Raw genomic sequence first — 19,464 nt, forward strand, 5'->3', positions numbered from 1 at the left:
GTTGAGCAGATACAACAGACGCTCGGGCATCGCGCCGCCTTCGGGTCGTAAAGCCTTGGGCACAGCTCTGACCTCCTTGTTCCTGAGACTTGAGCAGTTGAGGGCGGGGCCGGTCAGAGCCGGTGCAACACCGCCAGGGCGAGAAGGGGAATCGAGCTGATGGCCATGACGCCGAGGTACGTGGTCCAGCCGTAGCGGTGGAGTAGGCGCCTTACCGCGACCCGGTGTGCGTGTTCGCGACGTGCATCTTCCACAGGACCGCCGCGTCGCTCGCCGCCGACGGGTCGTAGTCCTTGTTCGGCTCGCCGGCCGTCGTCTTCCTTCTCATGTGTCTGGCCCACTTGCCGACCAACACCGTGCAGTCGGCGCAGTCGTCGACGATCTCGGGGGTGGTGAACTCCTGGGGGTACGGCGTGCTGTTGCTCGGCATCGTCAGGCTCCTCGTGTTTCAGGAAAGGGGGAGGGAACACCACGTCGTCCTGCCGTCGGCACTGACTCCCCACTCCTTCGCGAGGGCGCCGACGAGTTCCAGTCCCCGGCCGTTCTCGTCCGCGTCGGAGGCGATGCGGCGCCTGGCTGGGGCCGGGTTCTCGTCGGTGACGTCGATACGGAGTTCTCCGTGGGAGCACTGGACGTGCAGCGTGGCCGGGAGGCCCTTGCCGTGTCTGACGGCGTTGGTGACCAACTCCGAGACGACGAGCAGGACTTCGTCCTTCAGCGCGGACAGGTCCCACAGGCCCAGGTATGCGGCGGTGATCGTCCGCATGTGGCGGACCTGCGTGAACAGGGGGAGGAACGTGACCTCGAAGGTGCGCAGGAGGAGGGCGTTGTTGTCCATGTGCATCCCGTTCCGGCCTCGGCCTCGTGATGTTCCGTAGTGCTCTTAGCGTTCTCCTTTTGGCGGTGACTCTGCAATAAGATTGGTGAAACTGATAATGGGAACTGATGTGCGCCCTGTACTGCGCAGGTAGGGAGTGGCAGCATGCGTCCATGACTCAGAAACGTGCGATGCCGACCATCTGGAGGCGAAGGGTTGGCGCACAGTTGCGTCGCTGGCGGGAACCGGTGAAGTCGGGGGACGCGGCGCGGATGGTGGGGTGGGATGCCACGCGGCTCTCACGCGTTGAGCGTGGCCTCTACCGCGTCTCCGGGGACGAAGTTCACGAACTCTGCGCGAAGTTGAGGGTCGAGGACCCGGCCGGCGTGGAGGAGGTGGCGAGGGTCGCCGAGGAGCCGACGGGTTTGGGATGGTGGGCTCCGTACGCGGACCGGATCGCGCCGAACTACCTGGACTTCATCGAGTTGGAGGCCAGGGCGGAGAGCATCCGGATCTACCACCCGGCGATCATCCCGGGTCCGCTTCAGACGGCTGCCTACGCTCGGGAGATCATCAGCCGGGCTTCGACAGCTCACACGAAGTCGCAGGCGGAGATGCTGGTGACGGTCCGTATCGCCCGCCAGTCCGTCCTCAGTCGTGAGGGGGAACCGGTCAAGTTCCACGCCCTGGTGCCGGAATCCGCTCTTCATGCACGCTTCGGGACGGACAGTGGCCTCATGAAGAACCAGATCCGGAGTCTCCTCGATGCTTCGGAGAGGCCCGATGCCACTGTCCAGCTTTTGCCGCTCACGGCACACCCTGCCTACGGCTCGGATGGACCGTTGACTATCATGAGTTTCCGTCACCCTTGGCTCGCGATGGCCAGCGTCGACAACCAGTTGGGGGGAATCCACACCGAGGACCCCGCGCAAGTGAACTACCTGGAAACGGAGTTCAGTCACATCGCTTCCATCGCGTATCCCGTGGACGAGTCGCGGGAGATCCTTGCCAAGTACCTGGAAGGACTGCATCAGTGACCACGAACAGTCGGCGCCGTTCGACCGCCCTGGACTTCGAGGGCGCTCCCTGGAGGAAGTCCTCCTACAGCGGCACCAACTCGCAGTGCGTCGAGATCGCTGACCTCAGCACCGCCATCGCCCTCCGTGACTCCAAGGCCCCGGAGGGCCCCGCCCTGCTCCTCACTCCGACGGCGTTCGCGCGTTTCATCGCGCGGCTGTGAGCGTCCGTAGCTGCTGGTTTCCCTGGTCACGACCAGGACGCTAGGGAGTCACCGAGGGTGGCGCGAGGACGTTTTCCCCATTTTTCTCGCGCTGCCCGCGATGTTTCTCGGTTTTTCTCGCGCCGGTGAAGAGAACCCATGGCAATGCGGAGACACCTCCGATCAAGCTTGGGTGACCATCCCTCTCGGCGAAAGGACCCGACGATGACCCGGCGACTGCGCTTCAACGGCACCGGCAGCGGAGAGGGCGGCTGTCCCGCCGTCCACGAGGACATCGACAGCGGCGAGGTCATCGTCCACGGGCCGCCGCTCACCACCCCGGAGGACCTCGGCCAGCTCCAGCACCTCGGCGAGGACGAGGTCGCCATCGTCGTACCGAGGAACACGCTCATCGACTTCGGCCCGCGAGGGCGTGACGCCGAACCCCACCTCATCGCACCGGAGCAGTTCGGCCGGCTCTTTGAGAAGTTCCAGCACAGCGCATGGCGACTGGAGACGCGTCGGCGGTACGCGAGTGACGAAATCACCGACACCTACGCGCAGTTCAGCCGGGGTGAGGCTCCTGCCTGGGACCTGGACACCCCCTGGAGCCGGACCATCCGCGCCAAGACCGACGACGGCGCGTACGTCGGCCGCGTCCGCGTCGTCGATGCCGAACCGACCCCCGGCCAGCTCTACTTGCTCGCTCACGCGGAGAAGAACGCCGCGCTGGGGGAGGACGTACGGAACATCCGGCGCGGTGACGCCGAGCAAGTCGGCCTTCCTGCCGAGGACTTCTGGATCTTCGACTCGCAACTCGTCGCCGTCTGCCTCTTCGACGAGGACGACGAGCTGACCGGCGCCGAGCTGATCACCGAACCCGCACGCGTCAATCAGTACAACCGCCTGCGGGACATCGCCCTGCACTACGCCGTCCCCTACGAGGAGTTCAACGCGTAGGCGAGTATGGACCGGTGAGCACGGACTACCAGCAAGCGCGCGAAGCACTCGGCCTGCGTCTGCGTGAACTCCGCCTTACAGCGCCCGACGGCCGGCTCACCGGAACCGCTCTCGCCCGGAAACTCGGCTGGGCCAACTCCCGTATCTCCAAACTGGAGTTGGGAAAGCAGACGGCCACCCCGGACGACCTGCGCCAGTGGGCCGCCGCCTGCGGACAGCCGGAACTGTACGAGGAACTCCGCGCTCGCCTCGCCGGGTTCGAGTCACACATCCGGTCCTGGCGCCGCCAACTCGCTGCCGGACACAAGCCTGTTCAGGACACGCACAACGACGCCCAGGCGAACTCGACCGTCCTGCGCGCCTGGGAGTCCTCCTGGATCGTCGGCGTCCTCCAGACCCCCGACTACGCCCGCGCCGTCCTCACCCGCTCCGCCGAACTCCACCAGTCCCCACGGGACATCGAGGACGCCGTCCGCTCCCGCATGCGCCGCCAGGAACTGCTCTACTCGGGCAGGCAGTACCACATCCTCCTCTGGGAACCTGTTCTCCGCTCCCTCATCTGTCCACCCGCGGTCCTCGCCGCCCAACTCGACCGCCTCACCGGCATCATCGGCCTCGACACGGTCCACCTCGGCATCGTCCCCCTCACCGCACCGCTCAAGACCCCACCCGGCACCGGCTTCTGGATCTACGACGACCGCCAGGTCGTCACCGAGGTCTGGCATGCGGAGATGTGGCTCGACGACGTCCACAGCATCGACCTCTACCGGCGGGCCTGGAACATCCTCGACGAGGCGGCCGTGTACGGAGTTCAGGCACAGAACTTGGTCAACTCCGCACGGCGGGCGCTAGATTGAACGTGCCGTCCAGGGCCTTCGCCAGGCGGCTCAGCAGCGGGAGGGCGGGTACGCTCCGCCCGCAGTCACACCGCAGTCACACCGCAGTCACCAATGCGCGCGGATCCCGAAGAACCCCCTTTCGTACCCCGAAGAGTTATAGGTACCCCTTACGCCAGGCCCTCCCCATGCTGGTGATCGTTCTGCCAAGGTCAACGGGGAAACGGAGAGCGTGTGATGGGGATCAGGGCGAGGGTTGTGGCGACGGCTGTCACGGCGGTGTTCGCGGGGCTCGGTGTGGTGGCTACGGCGCTGCCGGCGCAGGCGGTGAGTACGCCGAAGGGGAACAACAGCAGTAATGAGGACGTGCTGTTGGTGCACGGGTACGACCCGGTGTGGGAGGCGAGGTTCGACTGCAACGACTACTTCAAGGACATCAGGAAGGACCTCAAGGACTACCGGTGGAAGGGGAAGGTGCGGGGGGTCGCGTTCTACAAGGGGGACTGGAACTGTGACTTCCGGATCGCCAGCGGGGACCGGAACACCGGGCTGAAGGACCTGGGGAAGAAGCTCGCGAACAAGATCTACAAGGACTACACGGCGAAGGGGAAGTCCGTCGACCTGGTGGGTCACTCCATGGGCGGGCTCATCATCCGGGCCGCGCTGACCGGCGTCGCCAAGAAGGAGTCCGGGTTCCCGAAGAAGCTGTTCGTCGAGGACGTGGTGACGCTGGGGACGCCGCACACGGGGACGAACCGGGCCTGGGCGCACGACTACCAGCAGACCAAGGACATGCGGGAGAAGTCCTCGCTCATCAAGTGGCTGAAGAACAACCCGCAGTCCACCCAGCCCACCGACTGGACGGCGATCGGCAGTGACAGCGACGCCGTCGTCGAGGAGTCGTCGGCGATCGCGGGCGGCTTCAAGCACTGGGTCCGCTACGACAACCTCCCCGGAGTGGACGACCACGCGGCCCTGAAGTCGGTCCGGACGGGGACGCACAAGCTGAAGTACCGCAACTCGCCCTCGGCGGCGACGGGTTGGAAGAAGGCGGGCTCCCCTGCCGTCTGGACCACCTCTGCCCTGTTCCACTACACGAAGTGGTGACACCCCACCTCCACCACTGAACTCGGGCGCCGTCGGGACCCTCCCGGCGGCGCCCGCGCGTTCAGTCGAGGACGGCGACCGCCTCGATCTCCACGAGGTGTTCGGGTACGTCGAGCGCCGCCACCCCGATCAGCGTGGCCGGCGGCCGGTGGTCGACGCCGAGGCGCGCGGCGCCCCGGGCGATGCCCTCCAGCAGCGCCGGCATCTTGTCGGGCGTCCAGTCGACGACGTACACCGTGAGCTTCGCTACGTCCGTGAAGGCGCCGCCCGCCCCCGCCAGGGCCGTGCCGACGCTCACGTACGCTTGCTCGACCTGGGCCGCGAGGTCGGCCGGGGTGTCCCGGGCGACCTGGCCGGCGAGATGGAGCGTGCGGGTTCCGGAAGCCACCGACACCTGGTGGTAGACGTCGATGGAGGGCAGGCCGTTCGGATTCAGCAGGGTGATCGTCATACCGGCGACCGTAGGGAACCCCGCCCTGACGTGGAAGAACGCACTTTTTGGTGCCCCGGGAACCTTGAGGTGACCTCGCAGGTCAGGCCGCTTGTCAGGCTCACGGCGTCAACAAGGACACCTCGCACTGCCCAGGCCCGAGGGTGACGCCCCCGTCCACACCCCGGCGGTTGTCCACAGGCCCGGCGCTTGTCGGCGGCAGGTCGTACGCTGGATGACCCCCGGCCCGTGACACGCGTCGGGTCGTTGGTGTTCGCCCCGTCCCCCTCACCGGAAAGATTCCATGAGCCTGCACGGTCTGCTAGACGCCGTTCTGAAGGACAAGGCCCTGTCCGAAGCCGTACAGGCGGCCTCGGACGGCAACCGCACGCATGTCGACCTGGTCGGCCCCCCGGCGGCGCGCCCGTTCGCCATCGCGGCGCTCGCGCGGGAGTCCGGCCGTCCGGTGCTGGCGGTGACGGCGACGGGCCGGGAGGCGGAGGACCTCGCGGCGGCGCTGCGCACGCTGCTGCCGGCGGACGGCGTCGCGGAGTACCCCGCGTGGGAGACGCTCCCGCACGAGCGCCTGAGCCCGCGCAGCGACACGGTGGGGCGCCGGCTGGCCGTCCTGCGCAGGCTGGCGCACCCGAGCGCGGACGACCCGGAGACGGGCCCGGTGTCGGTGGTCGTCGCGCCCGTGCGGTCCGTGCTCCAGCCGCAGGTCAAGGGCCTCGGCGACCTGGAGCCGGTCGCGCTGAGGACCGGTCAGACCGCCGACCTGAACCAGATCGTCGAGGCCCTCGCAGCCGCCGCCTACGCGCGCGTGGAGCTCGTCGAGAAGCGCGGCGAGTTCGCGGTGCGCGGCGGCATCCTGGACGTGTTCCCGCCGACCGAGGAACACCCCCTGCGCGTCGAGTTCTGGGGCGACGACGTCGAGGAGATCCGCTACTTCAAGGTCGCCGACCAGCGCTCCCTGGAGGTCGCCGAGCACGGCCTGTGGGCGCCCCCCTGCCGGGAACTCCTCCTCACGGACGACGTCCGCACGCGCGCGCAGGCCCTCGCCGAGGACCACCCCGAACTCGGCGAGCTGCTGAACAAGATCGCCGAGGGGATCGCGGTGGAGGGCATGGAGTCCCTCGCGCCGGTCCTCGTCGACGACATGGAGCTGCTGATCGACGTCCTGCCCAAGGGCGCGATGGCGGTCGTCTGCGACCCGGAGCGCGTGCGCACCCGCGCGGCGGACCTCGTGGCGACCTCGCAGGAGTTCCTGCACGCCTCCTGGGCGGCCACGGCGGGCGGCGGCGAGGCCCCGATCGACGTCGGCGCGGCCTCCCTGTGGTCGATCGCGGACGTGCGGGACCGCGCGCGCGAACTGGACATGATGTGGTGGTCGGTCTCCCCGTTCGCCGCAGATGAAGAGCTCGACGCGGACACCCTGAAGCTCTCCATGCACGCCCCCGAGACCTACCGCGGCGACACCGCGAAGGCCCTCGCCGACACCAAGGGCTGGCTGGCCGACGGCTGGCGCACGGTGTTCGTCACCGAGGGCCACGGCACGGCCTCGCGCACGGTCGAGGTCCTCGGCGGCGAGGGCATCGCCGCGCGCCTGGACACCGACCTGGGCGCGATCCAGCCGTCCGTCGTGCACGTGGCGTGCGGCTCGATCGACTACGGCTTCGTCGACCCCGCGCTGCGGCTCGCCGTCCTCACCGAGACCGACCTCTCGGGCCAGAAGGCGGCCGGCAAGGACGGCGCGCGCATGCCCGCGCGCAGACGCAAGAGCATCGACCCGCTGACCCTGGAGGCCGGCGACCACATCGTCCACGAGCAGCACGGCGTGGGCCGGTACGTCGAGATGGTCCAGCGCACCGTCCAGGGCGCCACCCGCGAGTACCTGGTCGTCGAGTACGCGCCCGCCAAGCGCGGCCAGCCCGGCGACCGCCTGTACATCCCGACCGATCAGCTGGAGCAGATCACCAAGTACGTCGGCGGCGAGGCGCCCACCCTGCACCGCCTCGGCGGCGCGGACTGGACGAAGACGAAGGCCCGCGCGAAGAAGGCCGTCAAGGAGATCGCCGCCGACCTGATCAAGCTGTACAGCGCGCGCATGGCCGCGCCGGGGCACGCGTTCGGCGCGGACACGCCGTGGCAGCGCGAGCTGGAGGACGCGTTCCCGTACGCGGAGACCCCGGACCAGCTCACCACGATCGCCGAGGTCAAGGACGACATGGAGAAGACGGTCCCGATGGACCGCCTGATCTGCGGCGACGTCGGCTACGGCAAGACCGAGATCGCGGTGCGCGCCGCCTTCAAGGCCGTCCAGGACGGCAAGCAGGTCGCCGTCCTCGTGCCGACGACCCTGCTCGTCCAGCAGCACTTCGGGACGTTCAGCGAGCGGTACGCGCAGTTCCCGGTGAACGTCAAAGCGCTCAGCCGCTTCCAGACCGACACCGAGGCCAAGGCCACCCTGGAGGGCCTGCGCGAGGGCGCGGTGGACGTCGTCATCGGCACGCACCGGCTGTTCGCGTCGGAGACGAAGTTCAAGGACCTCGGGCTCGTCATCGTCGACGAGGAGCAGCGCTTCGGCGTCGAGCACAAGGAGCAGCTGAAGAAGCTGCGCGCGAACGTCGACGTCCTGACGATGTCGGCGACGCCCATCCCGCGCACGCTGGAGATGGCCGTCACCGGCATCCGCGAGATGTCGACGATCACGACGCCCCCCGAGGAGCGCCACCCGGTGCTGACGTTCGTCGGGCCGTACGAGGAGAAGCAGATCGGCGCCGCGATCCGGCGTGAACTCCTGCGCGAGGGCCAGGTCTTCTACATCCACAACCGCGTCGAGTCCATCGACCGGGCCGCCGCGCGCCTGCGCGAGATCGTCCCCGAGGCCCGTATCGCCACCGCGCACGGGCAGATGTCCGAACAGGCCCTGGAACAGGTCGTCGTCGACTTCTGGGAGAAGAAGTTCGACGTCCTCGTGTCGACGACGATCGTCGAGTCCGGCATCGACATCTCCAACGCCAACACCCTCATCGTGGAGCGCGGCGACACCTTCGGCCTCTCCCAGCTGCACCAGCTGCGCGGGCGCGTGGGGCGTGGCCGCGAGCGCGGGTACGCCTACTTCCTGTACCCGCCGGAGAAGCCCCTCACGGAGACCGCGCACGAACGCCTCGCCACGATCGCCCAGCACACCGAGATGGGCGCGGGCATGTACGTCGCGATGAAGGACCTGGAGATCCGCGGCGCCGGCAACCTGCTCGGCGGCGAGCAGTCCGGGCACATCGCGGGCGTCGGCTTCGACCTGTACGTGCGCATGGTCGGCGAGGCCGTCGCGGACTACCGCAAGCAGTTGGAGAACGGCGAGATCGAGGAGGAGCCGCCGCTGGAGGTCAAGATCGAGCTGCCGGTCGACGCGCACGTCCCGCACGACTACGCGCCGGGCGAGCGGCTGCGCCTCCAGGCGTACCGGTCGATCGCCTCCGCCAACTCCGAGGACGACATCAGGGCCGTACGCGAGGAACTCACCGACCGCTACGGCAAGTTGCCGGAGCCCGTCGAGAACCTCCTGCTGGTGGCCGGGCTGCGGATGCTGGCGCGCGCGTGCGGGGTCGGTGAGATCGTCCTCCAGGGCACCAACATCCGGTTCGCGCCCGTGGAGTTGCGGGAGTCGCAGGAGCTGCGGCTCAAGCGGCTGTACCCGGGGACGGTCGTCAAGGCGGGCGCGCACCAGGTCCTCGTACCCCGCCCGAAGACCGCGAAGGTCGGCGGGAAGCCGCTCGTCGGGCGTGAACTGCTGGGCTGGACCGGGGAGTTCCTGGCGACCGTGCTGGGGTCGTAGAGAAGGTCGTAAAGCGGGCATTCTTGACAGGTGCCGGTGGCGGTTCGATCGTGGACACACCGGCGCCTGCCAGGTGCCCCGTTCATTCCAGGGGGAGGAATGAACAATGTCGTCTTCGGCAACCTCTCCGTCTCTCTGACCGGCCGGCACGGCGCCCGCCTCACGCGCGTACCGCCGTCGGTGACCACCCCGTACCCGCGCGCGCTCACCGAGCCGCAACCGCCGCCGCTCCAACGGCCGTACCTGGTCGGCCGGTCGCGGGAACTCGACCGCGTACGCGCGCGCGAGACGGTCGAGTTCACCGGCCCCTGCGGCAGCGGCAGGACGACCCTCCTGCGGAGCGTCCCGGACAGCGTGTACGTGCGCGTGGGCGCGACCGCTCTGGAGGACCTCCTCCAGGACCTCATGCGGTCCTGCTACGTCTGGCAGGGGCCCGCCAGGTTCACCACCGAGGAGTGCGCGCGGGCGCTGGGGGCCGTCGACGGGACCGTCGCCCTCGACGACGTCACGTACGGCGCGGCCCAACTCGCCTACCTCCGGCAGACGTTGCGCGGCTGCGCCCTGGTGATCGCCACCGGCACGCCCACGCTCCCGGAGGCGCACGCCCTGGAGGGCCTCTCCGAGGCCGCCGCGACCGCCCTCCTGGCCCGCGACCTCGGCCGCCCCCTGTCCGCCCCCGAACAGGCCGTCACCGCGCGTCTCGTGGCCGCCGTCGGCGGACAGCCGCTGCACCTGCGGCAGGCCGCCGCGCTCGTGCGGTACGACGGGATGGCGCTCGCCGACGTCACCGCGCGCGCGGAGGGCGACCCCGGCGTCCTCGACGAACTGTGCGTCTCCGCGCTCGCGCCGCAGGCCAAGCGGGTGCTCGCCGTGCTCACGCTGCTCGGCGGCGCGCTGCTGCCCGCCGGGGTGCTCGCGCAGATGGCCGACGTCGCGTACGTCGCCCAGACCTTCGAGTCGCTCTCCGCGCGCGGGGTCGCCGAACAGCGCGACGACCGGTTCGGGCTGCCCGTCTGCAAGGCCGAGCCCTACCGGCACATCCTCTACCGCCACATCGGGCTCGCCACCGCCGCCCGCTCCCTCGCCGCCTGGCTGGCCTCCGGCGACCCCGCCGGGCCCGACGCGCGCGGGGCGGCCGACGCCGCCATCGGGCTCCTGGGGGTCGCCGCCGAACGCCGCGAGTGGCAGACCGTCGTCCAGCTCGTCACCGCCCTGGAGCGCGTCCTGTTCGTCCAGAGCCACTGGCAGGCCTGGCAGGACACCCTCGCGCAGGGCATCACGGCCGCGCGCGAGGCCGGGGACGCCGCGTCCGAGGCGTACTTCGCGCACCAGCAGGGGGTGCAGCACTTCCTGCACGACCGTACGGAGCACGCGCGGCGGATGCTGCGGCGCGCGCTGGACCTCCGTACGCGGCTCGGGGACGCGGCCGGGGCGGAGGTCACGCGGGCGAACCTCGCGCTGCTCGACGGGCCGCCGATGCCGTCCGCTCCGCCTCGGGCGGTGCCGGGTGGTGGGCGGCGGGTGGCGGTCGTCGCCGCCGCGGTGGTGGGGGTGCTGGTGGTGGGGACGGCCGTCGCGCAGGTCGTCGGCCAAGGGGGCGGCGGGGAGTCCGGGGGGTCGGCTTCGGAGGGGTCGGCTTCAGTGGGGTCGGCGAGTCCGGTCGCGTCGGTGTCGTCCAGCGGCTCTTCGAGCGGCGGAGGTACGTCGCCGTCGTCCTCGTCCTCCCGTGGGGGTACGTCGTCGCCTCCCCCCTCGTCCGGCGGCGGGAGCGGGGGCAGTACGCCGCCGGTCGTACGGGACGCCCGGATCGAGCCGTCCGTACGGGAGTTCGGGATGACGCACGTCTTCCCGGCCGTCGACGCGCCCGTGCTCGACTTCACCGTCACCAACCCCGGCGACGCCGCGCTCGGCCTCGGGCCCGCGCGCCTCTCCGAGGGCGGCGCGTTCTCGTACGCGGACGGCACCTGCGGGGAGCGGCTGGAGGGGCACGCGTCCTGCACGGTGTCGGTGGAGTTCTCGCCGAGCCGGCTCGGCGCCGACAGCGGGCGGCTCAGCGTCGAGGCGGGCGGGAAGACGCTCACCGCCGACCTCAGCGGGACGGCGTACACGCTGCTGACCGTCCAGCTCACGGGGGGCCGCGCCAGCTCCCACGTCACCGCCGGCGACGCCCAGGGGCGGGTGCTGTGCGACGGGTACGCCGCCACGACGTGCCAGGTCCAGGTCACGGGGCCGCTGAGCCTGACCGCCGTCCTGGCGGACCCCGGGTACCGGTACGTCATGAAAGGCTGGAGCGGGGCCTGTACGGGGTCCAACCCGTGCGTGCTGTCGAGCGTGCCGTCGGACGACAGCGGGGCGGTCACGGCGAAGTTCGCGCCCTATCTGGGGTGAACGCCGGGGCGTTCGGGGCGGGTTGGAGCTGCCCGGGCTGAACGCTGCTTTTCTTGCGCCGGGTTGGAGCTCCTCGGGCCGAACTTCCGCCCGTCCGCGCCGCGTCCGCGGTCACCTGGGCCGGCCCTCGTGCTGCCCCAGCCCCGCGACCAGCAGCGCCACCAGGCGCCGGGCGTCGTAGCGGGTGTCCTTCTCCGTCCCCGCGCACAAGTTGCCGATGCCGCGCAGGAGTTGGTAGGCGTCCAGGCCGGGGGCGATCTCGCCGGAGGCGGTCGCGGCGGACAGGAGGTCGGTGCAGACGGGGAGGAGGCGGTCCAGGAAGTACGTGTGGAGGGTGCCGTAGCAGCCGCTGTCCGACTGCATCGCCGTCGCCAGGCCGTGCTTGGTGACCAGGAAGTCGACGAACAGGTCGGTCCACGCGGCGAGGGCGGCGTACGGGGTGGGGGCCGTGGCCAGGAGCGCGGGGCCCGCCTCGGCGCACGTGTCGACCTGGTGGCGGTAGACCGCGATGACCAGGTCCGCGCGGGTGGGGAAGTGGCGGTAGACCGTGCCCGTACCGACGCCGGCGCGCGCGGCGATCTCGCGGACGGGGGCGTCCACGCCGGAGGTGACGAAGACGGCCGCGGCTGCGTCCAGGAGGGTCTGCTGGTTGCGGCGGGCGTCCTTGCGGCGGGGGGTGGTCGGGGGGTCCTGGGGGGCTGGGGTGGTCGGGGGGTCGGCGGGCGTGGCGGGCGCGGGGGGCACGGGGGGCTCCTCGGGGTGGACGGGGTTGCGGCGGTGCGGGTTTGCGGGTTTGTGGGTCTGCCGGGGGTCGGTGCGGTCGTGGGGCGGGCTAGGCTCGGCTTTCGTGCTGCCTCGGCACGCCCTCGGCTCGGCTTCCGCCCGCCCTCAGCCTGACCTCGGCCCAGCCCCGGTACGCCCTCAGCCCAGCCTCGGCTCGACCTCGGCTCTCTGCCTCAGCCTGGCCTCAGTCCGACCTCACCTCGCCCTCACCGTGCCCTCGCCTCGCCCTTGCTAAGCGGAACCGCGTTCCGTATCGTAAGTGGAACAGGGTTCCGCTTTGCCCATCATGGCAGACCGGGGGCGGGCTGTCATGCCGTCGCGCGGTCGCGCGGAGCCGTCCCCCGAGCTGCGAACGGATGGCACAGCCATGCCCGCGTCGATCGTGTCCGTGAAACCCGTTGTCCTGCCCGTGCCCGGAACCGGCGGGGCCGGGCGCGGTGAAGATCTCCAAGTCCGCGTCACCGCACCCCTGTCGGGCACCGGTCTGCCCGTCGTCGTCCTCTCCCACGGCTACGGCTGGTCCCTCGACGGGTACGCGCCCCTCGCCGACCACTGGGCCGCCCACGGGTTCGTCGTCCTCCAGCCGACCCACCTCGACTCCCGGACCCTCGGCATCCCCGCGGACGACCCCCGTACGCCGCGCATCTGGCGCCTGCGCATCGAGGACGTCGTCCGTGTCCTCGACTCCCTCGACGTCCTCGTCTCCGCCGTACCCGGGCTGCCCGGCCGCGTCGACCCCTCCCGCATCGCCGTCGCCGGGCACTCCTGGGGCGGGCAGACGGTGGGTACGCTGCTCGGCGCGCGCGTCCTCACCGACCCCGACGAGGACTTCTCCGACCCCCGCGTCACGGCTGGCGTCCTGCTCGCGACGGCCGGCCTCGGCGACGACCTGACCCCCTACGCCGCCGAGCAACTCCCCTTCATGCGCCCCTCGTTCGCGACGATGACCCCGCCGGTCCTCGTCATCGCCGGCGACCACGACCAGTCCCACCTCTCCACGCGCGGCCCCGACTGGTTCACCGACCCGTACGTCCACAGCCCTGGCCCCAAAGGGCTGTTGACCGTCTTCGGAGGCGAGCACTCCCTCGGCGGGATCGTCGGGTACGAGGCCGCCGAGACGACCGACGAGAGCCCGGAGCGGGTTGCGCTGATCCAGCGGGTCAGTACGGGTTTCCTGCGCGGGGCGTTGGGGGTCTCGGGGGAGATGTGGGCCGAGAATCCCGGGGAGTTGGGGAAGCTGGAGTGGAAGTAGCCCGCTGCCACAGGGCGTTGACGGAATGAGACTCCCCGCCCGGCGGCGATCACCGCTCCCCTGGGATCGTCGCCCCCCACTCCCGTTCCAGCATCGCGTGCACCACCGAGTCCCGCCACGCGCCCCGCTTGTGGACGTGCTCGCGGATCCGGCCCTCCTCGGTCATGCCGGCGCGGGCCATCGTGCGGGCGGATGCCTCGTTCGCGGGGGCGCGGGCGCCCCAGACCCGGTGGAGGGCGAGGTCCTCGAAGGCGAGGGCGAGGAGGAGGCGGACGGTCTCGGTGCCGAGGCCGGTGCCCCAGGAGGCGGGGTTCAGGGCGAAACCCAGGGTGGCGGCGCGGGGTTGGTGCGGGTCGTCGGCCAGGCGGCCCACGCCGATCAGGGTGGTGCGGTCGGTGACCGCGAGGACGTACTCGGTACGGGGTTCGGTGCGGGCGGCGGTGCGGGCGCGGGCCACGATGTCCCGTACGTCGTCGAGGGTGCGGGGCTCGAACGTCAGGTGGGCGGTGGCCAGTTCGCTGCCGTAGATGGCGAACACGGCGTCCGTGTCGGTGGGTTGCAGCTCGCGGAGTTCCAGGCGTTCGCCGCGTCGGAGGACCGGGTACATGCCGGGACTTTAACGTCCGGCCGCCGCCCCCACCCCCCGTCGGAGGTGGAAGCGGCGTATCCCGGTCGCCTCTTGGCGCGTGTGTGCTACTGCTGCTCCGGCTGGTCGCGTTTGATGCCCAGCGCCTCCTCCGCCTTCTGCTGGACCTGATCGACCTGGCCCTCGTACTTGTTGCCGGTCTTCTCGTTGATCATTTTCTCGGCGGTGTCGGACATGTCCTTGGCCTTGTCCTGCATCGCCTTGTTGCTCTTGAACCTGTCCAAGAGGCCCATCGAAGGCTCCTTCCGGAGGTGATCCATCACGACCATATGTCCGGGTTGCTCCGAATGCCCACCCGAAGGGGGGTGACCGCGCGACCCGGCCGTACCCACGGAGTGACCCCGCACACCCTCCGGCTAGCGTGTACGCGGCTCTGACCGGGGAAAACGTCCGGTGCGGGGCGACGGGAACGGCGTACGAGGGCATCGGGAGGGGCGCGCGTGAAGCGTGTTCGGGGCGGGGTGGTGATCGCCGCCGTGCTGGTCGCGGCACTGGCGGGCTGCGACGGGACGAAGGACGGGGGCGGCGCGCCCGGCCCCCAGGGCGGCGCCGCGCTCGCGGCGGCCGAGGCGCTGCCGGTCAAGGGCCGCGCGCCGAAGACGGGCTACTCCCGCGACGCGTTCGGCTCCGCGTGGGCCGACACGGACTCCAACGGCTGCAACACCCGTGACGACATACTCCAACGGGACCTGGCGGACGTGAAGTTGACCGGCGGCGACTGCAAAGTCTCGTACGGCGTACTGGAGAAGGACCCCTACTCCGGCAAGGACGTGACGTACCGGCGCGGCAGGAGCCAGGTCGACATAGACCATGTCGTCGCCCTCTCCGACGCGTGGCAGAAGGGCGCCAAGTACTGGGACGCCGGCAAGCGCATCGCCCTCGCCAACGACCCCCTCAACCTCCTTGCCGTGGACGCGAGTACGAACCGCTCCAAGGGCGACGGCGACGCCGCGACCTGGCTCCCGCCGAACACCTCGTACCGCTGCGCGTACGTCGCCGCGCAGGTCGCGGTGAAGAAGAAGTACGGACTCTGGGTGAGCGGCGCGGAGAAGGCGGCGATGGAGAAGGTCCTGACCGGCTGCCCGAACCAGAAGCTGCCGACCGGCGGGAACCCGACGAAGGCACCGGAGAGGTTCACGGCGAAGTGAGGACGGCGGGCGCGGGCCTCCCAACTCGGGCTCACCTGACCCGCGCGCGGTGGAGACGGCCGACTCCCTGGAGTACGACTTCTTCCGCTTAAAGGCATGGGGGCCCCATCGAACACTGGCGCCCCGGCCCCCGCCTCGCGAACTCCCCTTCTCCCACCGGACGTTGCTGCGCGCCATGCCGACGGTGCGGCGGTTCAACGTCTCCCGCTTCGACTGAACCCGGCCGGGCACTCGACGTGGACGGCCGGCCTCCGGAGCCGATCGCTCAGGTCAGCCCCGCCGCGATGGCCCGCCGTACCGCGTCGGCCCTGTCCCGGATGTCGGCCTTGGTGAAGAGGTTGTTGATGTGGGTCTTGACGGTCGCCTCGCTCACGAAGAGTTTCTCGGCGATGGCGCGGTTGGGGAGGCCCTGGCCGATGAGGGTGAGGACTTCGCGTTCGCGGGGGGTGAGGTTCGGGGGGAGGGGTGGGGCGGGGGGCGTCGGGGTGGTGCGGAGGGTGGCCAGGAGGCGGTCCTGGACCTCGTGGTCGAGGACGGACTGGCCCGCGGCGGCGGCGCGGATCGCGCGGACGATGTCCTGGCGGCCGGCGTTCTTCGTGAGGTAGCCGCGGGCGCCCGCGCCGAGCGCGGCCAGGATCGAGTCGTCGTCGGCGAACGTGGTGAGGACGACGACGGCCACCTCGGGGTGCGCGTCGCTCAGCCTGCGGGTGGTCTCGATGCCGTCGAGGACGGGCATCCGCAGGTCCATCAGGACGACGTCGACGGGACCGGCGGCGACCGCGGCCAGGACGCCGTTGCCGTCCGCCGCTGCCGCGACGACGTCGATGTCCTCGGCCAGATCCAGCACCGCGGCGAGCGGTTCGCGGACGGTGGCCTGGTCGTCGGCGACGATCACGCGCAACGGCCGGGAGCTGTCGGTGGGTTCGCTCATCGGGGGATCACTGCCTCCACTTGCCAGCCGCCTCGGTCCGGCCCTTCGGTGACCGGCCCGGCGGTGAGGGTGCCGTCCAGGAGGGCGACGCGTTCACGCATGCCGATCAGCCCCATGCCGCTGCCGGCCCCCGCGTCCACCGTACGGGTGGCGGGGCGGTTGCGGACGGTCAGCGTCGTGGCGGAAGCGGAGAAGGACAGCTCCACCCGCACCTCGCCCCCCGGCGCGTGCCGCGCGGCGTTGGTCAGGGACTCCTGGGCGATCCGCAGCAGGTTCTGGGTCACCCGGGCCGGTACCTGCACGGGGCTGCCGTGGACGGTCAGCGCGTCGCGGTGGCCGGACGACTCGATCATCGCGGTGAGGGTCTCCACCAGCGGCAACGCGTCCTCGCGCAGCGCGTGGACGGTCCACTGCGCCTGCTTCAGGCTCTCCTTGACGAGGCTGTGGGCCTTGTCGTTGGCGGCCCTGACCTTCTCCAGGTCGCCGGTGTCGAGCAGCGCGTCGGCCAGTTCCAGCTGCATGTTGATCCCGGCGAGGGTGTGCGCGAGGACGTCGTGCACGTCCCTCGCGATCCGGCCGCGTTCGGTGAGTACGGCGGCCTGCGCCTCGGCCCTGGCGGCGCGCTCCGCGCTCTCGGCCGCCGACAGCGCGGCGGCCACGGCCTGGTGCTGGACCCGGTTGAGCATCCCGATCAGGACCGGCGCGCCGGTGGTGAGACCGACGGCCCAGGGCAGCTCCTGGTGGCCGGGCCCGATCCCGAAGTACAGGACGCCGCCGCACAGCAGGCCGCAGGCCGGCGCCAGGACGACGGCCTGCCTCGCCGGCAGCCGGTACCCGATGTGACCGCAGAGGAAGAAGGCGAAGAGGTACCCCGTCCCGCTGCGGCTCGCGCCGATCAGCGCCGCCGCCGCGAGGACCCCCAGCGACAGCCAGACGACGGCGGCACGCGGCGGGACCCTGTCCGCGGGCAGTCCGCGGGCCAGCAGCGCCGCACAGTTCAGGACGAACAGGACCGCGACCACCAGTCCTTGCCCGCTGACGTCCATCGGCCGGATCGTCAGGGCCCCGGCGACGACGACCGCCGTGGTCAGGGCCCACTGCACCCGGGGGTCCCGGCCGGGGATCGGCCCGAGTGCGGCCGGCGGGGAGGAGGAGGCGGGAGGCACGGCCAGACCATAGCTCACGGCCGGACCGCGACCCGGTCCGCGGCGGAGGCGGCCCGCCCGGCCGTCAGCATCCGGCTCCGTACGAAGATCGTGGCCAGCCGCGTGACGACCTCGGTGAGCGCCATCAGGACGAAGGCCGCCACCCATGCCTGCTCACTGGTGATGTGGTGGGCGAGGCTGAACCGGGCGACGTCGTCGGCGCCGCCGCCGTACTCGGTCCACAGCTGGAACCCCATCCGGGCCCCCATGCCGAGCACCCACAGCAGCGCGGCGACCGCCCCCGCCTTGACCAGAACATGCTCCCCGGCGGCCCGGACCCGGGTATAGACGCCGCCCGCGACGCCGAGCACGGCACCCACGGCCACGAGCGCGCCGACGAGTATCAGATCGTTGCCCCCGGTGGGGACGGAGTCCAGGTACGTGTGCGCCACGAAGGCCACGATCCCCAGCGGGATCAGGAAGGTCTTGAGGTCCAGCCGGTCTTCCCGCAGCTGCCGGAAGACGACGAGCAGGAGGGCGATGTCGGTGATCCACTCGGTCGTTGTCATGCCCCCAAGCCTGCTGCCGGAAGGCCCGCGAAGCCTGGACCCACGGGTGGAGCTTCGGGTGGAGAAACAGCGGCCCCGGCCCCCTCATCCCCGCCCGGCGCCGGCCGGGGAGAACGCGGAGATCACGTACGTCGCCTCGTCGTCGACCGCGTTCCGGTCCTCGTCGAGGACGATCCGGGAGGGCCGGCCGTCGGAGGCGTACTCCACCGAGGCTGTGTCGGCACCGTTGCCGCGAGCGGCCTTCAGGCGGCCGAACAAGGCGCCGATGGTGGGGAGTTCGGCGTAGGCGGCCTGTCTGCGGCTGTCGGGGTCCGGGGCGGTCACGGCGGTGACCTTCCCGTTCCGGACCGCGATTCGGAAGGTTCCCGCGAGGACCTGGCTCTGGGCGGCGAGGGTGTACGTGTACGACCCCGGCTCCCGCCAGGTCGGATCCGCTCCCGTGTATGTGCGGGTCCCGCCGCAGGCCGTGGTGGTCAGGGCCACGGCCAGGGTGAGGGCGGAGAGGTGGCGTGCGGTGGTCATGGGGTCCCCCTTGTGACGGTCATGACCTGGACGCCGGGGGCCTACTTCGCGTTCAGCGCGGTCACCAGCTTCTCCGCGAGCTTCTTCGCGTCGGCCGCGCCGTTGGAAGGGCCGCCCGACGACAGGACGCTGACGACGTTCGTGCCCACGCGGGACGCGATCAGGGTGGTGCCGGTCTCCCAGGCGTCGCTGGTCAGGGTGATCGTGTACGCCTCGTCGCCGAGCGCGGGGGTGGCCGTACCGGTGATCTTCACCTTGCTCTTCGTGTCCGAGTCCGTGTAGCCCGGGCAGGCGGCGACGACCTTCTTCAGCGCGGTCATGACGTCCGTCGAGGTCGTGCCCCGGTACGCGTCGATCTCCTGGTCCAGCTGGGCGGTCGTGTTCGTGTTCACGTACGACGCCTGCGCGAACGAGACGCCCTTGATGCCGGTCAGCTCGATCCACGCGGTGCCGCCGAAGCCGGCGCAGTCGGGCTTCTGCGCCGTCGTCTCCGGCGCTCTGTACGTGTCGCCCGTGTCGCGCGTGGCCGTCGCGTCCAGCTCGAAGCCGGCCGCGAAGTACGTCGCCGGCGCGAGCGCCTTCTTCAGCTCGGTGCCGGTCAGGATCCCCTTGTTCGGGTCCGCGGGCTTGGCCGGCGTCGCCTTGGCCGCGGCCGGCTTCGAGTCCGAGTCCGAGTTCGAGGAACAGGCCGCCAGGGCGAGGGGGAGTGCGGCGGCGACGGCGAGCGTCTTGAGGGTGCGGGAGCGCATGGGTGTCCTTGAGCTGTCGTACACAAGCGTGTGGGCCTGACGGTCGCCAGGCCCGGAAGGTTGATCATAGAAAGGTAAAGGACACGGAAAAGTCTCTAAATGTCCAAAGGTGAACCAAAGAATG

General features: G+C 70.7%; 20 protein-coding genes. 9 read left to right on the forward strand and 11 right to left on the reverse strand.

The genetic code is table 11. From position 1 onward, the window contains the following. Positions 1-211 precede the first annotated feature (211 nt). Positions 212-430, reverse strand: a complete 219-nt coding sequence (locus PV682_RS41510; RefSeq protein ID WP_319737770.1) for a hypothetical protein — start codon at positions 428-430, stop codon at positions 212-214. A gap of 18 nt (positions 431-448) precedes the next feature. Next, a complete protein-coding gene (locus PV682_RS41515) occupies positions 449-838 on the reverse strand; it encodes an ATP-binding protein (RefSeq protein ID WP_319737772.1) in 390 nt (129 codons plus the stop codon). A 152-nt stretch (positions 839-990) separates the two neighbouring features. On the opposite strand from PV682_RS41515, the gene PV682_RS41520 reads away from it, so the two are divergent. From PV682_RS41520 to PV682_RS41540, 5 genes are all read left to right on the forward strand, one after another. Continuing rightward, entirely contained in the window at positions 991-1,854 is an 864-nt protein-coding gene (locus tag PV682_RS41520; RefSeq protein WP_319737773.1) for a helix-turn-helix domain-containing protein, read from the forward strand. Continuing rightward, positions 1,851-2,057 carry a DUF397 domain-containing protein gene (locus tag PV682_RS41525; RefSeq protein WP_319737775.1) on the forward strand — a complete coding sequence of 69 codons (207 nt, stop codon included), beginning with the start codon at positions 1,851-1,853 and terminating at the stop codon, positions 2,055-2,057. Before PV682_RS41520 ends, PV682_RS41525 begins: the two co-directional genes overlap by 4 nt. A gap of 204 nt (positions 2,058-2,261) precedes the next feature. After that, complete coding sequence (locus tag PV682_RS41530; protein WP_319737777.1) at positions 2,262-2,996, forward strand: DUF6879 family protein; 735 nt, start codon at positions 2,262-2,264, stop codon at positions 2,994-2,996. Positions 2,997-3,010: 14 nt separating this feature from the next. Continuing rightward, the gene (locus tag PV682_RS41535) at positions 3,011-3,853 is read left to right on the forward strand and encodes a helix-turn-helix domain-containing protein (protein ID WP_319737779.1); all 843 of its coding nucleotides are present in this window, start codon (positions 3,011-3,013) and stop codon (positions 3,851-3,853) included. A 237-nt stretch (positions 3,854-4,090) separates the two neighbouring features. Continuing rightward, positions 4,091-4,939 carry an esterase/lipase family protein gene (locus tag PV682_RS41540; protein ID WP_319737781.1) on the forward strand — a complete coding sequence of 283 codons (849 nt, stop codon included), beginning with the start codon at positions 4,091-4,093 and terminating at the stop codon, positions 4,937-4,939. Positions 4,940-5,000: 61 nt separating this feature from the next. On the opposite strand, the gene PV682_RS41545 is transcribed toward PV682_RS41540, so the two are convergent. Beyond that, the gene (locus PV682_RS41545) at positions 5,001-5,390 is read right to left on the reverse strand and encodes a RidA family protein (RefSeq protein ID WP_319737782.1); all 390 of its coding nucleotides are present in this window, start codon (positions 5,388-5,390) and stop codon (positions 5,001-5,003) included. A gap of 283 nt (positions 5,391-5,673) precedes the next feature. Here PV682_RS41545 and mfd point away from each other — a divergent pair, with 283 nt between their 5' ends. Continuing rightward, positions 5,674-9,207, forward strand: coding sequence for a transcription-repair coupling factor (gene mfd, locus PV682_RS41550; protein ID WP_319737787.1), 3,534 nt, complete (start codon positions 5,674-5,676; stop codon positions 9,205-9,207). 99 nt (positions 9,208-9,306) lie between these two features. Beyond that, the gene (locus tag PV682_RS41555) at positions 9,307-11,595 is read left to right on the forward strand and encodes a hypothetical protein (RefSeq protein WP_319737788.1); all 2,289 of its coding nucleotides are present in this window, start codon (positions 9,307-9,309) and stop codon (positions 11,593-11,595) included. A gap of 111 nt (positions 11,596-11,706) precedes the next feature. On the opposite strand, the gene PV682_RS41560 is transcribed toward PV682_RS41555, so the two are convergent. Beyond that, the gene (locus tag PV682_RS41560) at positions 11,707-12,339 is read right to left on the reverse strand and encodes a TetR/AcrR family transcriptional regulator (RefSeq protein WP_319737790.1); all 633 of its coding nucleotides are present in this window, start codon (positions 12,337-12,339) and stop codon (positions 11,707-11,709) included. Positions 12,340-12,745: 406 nt separating this feature from the next. On the opposite strand from PV682_RS41560, the gene PV682_RS41565 reads away from it, so the two are divergent. Next, positions 12,746-13,630, forward strand: a complete 885-nt coding sequence (locus tag PV682_RS41565) for an alpha/beta hydrolase family protein (RefSeq protein WP_319737793.1) — start codon at positions 12,746-12,748, stop codon at positions 13,628-13,630. Positions 13,631-13,679: 49 nt separating this feature from the next. On the opposite strand, the gene PV682_RS41570 is transcribed toward PV682_RS41565, so the two are convergent. Both PV682_RS41570 and PV682_RS41575 read right to left on the reverse strand, forming a co-directional pair. Then, a complete protein-coding gene (locus PV682_RS41570; protein WP_319737796.1) occupies positions 13,680-14,237 on the reverse strand; it encodes a GNAT family N-acetyltransferase in 558 nt (185 codons plus the stop codon). Between the two features lie 86 nt (positions 14,238-14,323). Then, positions 14,324-14,509 carry an antitoxin gene (locus PV682_RS41575; protein ID WP_319737797.1) on the reverse strand — a complete coding sequence of 62 codons (186 nt, stop codon included), beginning with the start codon at positions 14,507-14,509 and terminating at the stop codon, positions 14,324-14,326. A 207-nt stretch (positions 14,510-14,716) separates the two neighbouring features. On the opposite strand from PV682_RS41575, the gene PV682_RS41580 reads away from it, so the two are divergent. Beyond that, positions 14,717-15,424 (forward strand): HNH endonuclease family protein, encoded by a 708-nt coding sequence (locus tag PV682_RS41580; RefSeq protein WP_319737798.1) that lies wholly within the window; start codon positions 14,717-14,719, stop codon positions 15,422-15,424. Between the two features lie 265 nt (positions 15,425-15,689). On the opposite strand, the gene PV682_RS41585 is transcribed toward PV682_RS41580, so the two are convergent. The 5 genes from PV682_RS41585 to PV682_RS41605 all read right to left on the reverse strand — a co-directional run bounded on the left by PV682_RS41585 (position 15,690) and on the right by PV682_RS41605 (position 19,340). Then, positions 15,690-16,355, reverse strand: coding sequence for a response regulator transcription factor (locus PV682_RS41585; RefSeq protein ID WP_319737799.1), 666 nt, complete (start codon positions 16,353-16,355; stop codon positions 15,690-15,692). Then, entirely contained in the window at positions 16,352-17,458 is a 1,107-nt protein-coding gene (locus tag PV682_RS41590; RefSeq protein ID WP_407705830.1) for a sensor histidine kinase, read from the reverse strand. Before PV682_RS41590 ends, PV682_RS41585 begins: the two co-directional genes overlap by 4 nt. A 77-nt stretch (positions 17,459-17,535) precedes the next feature. Continuing rightward, positions 17,536-18,069, reverse strand: a complete 534-nt coding sequence (locus PV682_RS41595) for a hypothetical protein (RefSeq protein ID WP_319737803.1) — start codon at positions 18,067-18,069, stop codon at positions 17,536-17,538. Positions 18,070-18,153: 84 nt separating this feature from the next. Next, positions 18,154-18,591 (reverse strand): DUF6174 domain-containing protein, encoded by a 438-nt coding sequence (locus tag PV682_RS41600; RefSeq protein ID WP_319737805.1) that lies wholly within the window; start codon positions 18,589-18,591, stop codon positions 18,154-18,156. Positions 18,592-18,632: 41 nt separating this feature from the next. Continuing rightward, positions 18,633-19,340 (reverse strand): hypothetical protein, encoded by a 708-nt coding sequence (locus PV682_RS41605; RefSeq protein ID WP_319737808.1) that lies wholly within the window; start codon positions 19,338-19,340, stop codon positions 18,633-18,635. Positions 19,341-19,464: the final 124 nt, after the last annotated feature.

Origin of the sequence: Streptomyces niveiscabiei (assembly GCF_033794345.1) — a bacterium.
GTDB classification, from domain to species: Bacteria; Actinomycetota; Actinomycetes; order Streptomycetales; family Streptomycetaceae; genus Streptomyces; species Streptomyces niveiscabiei.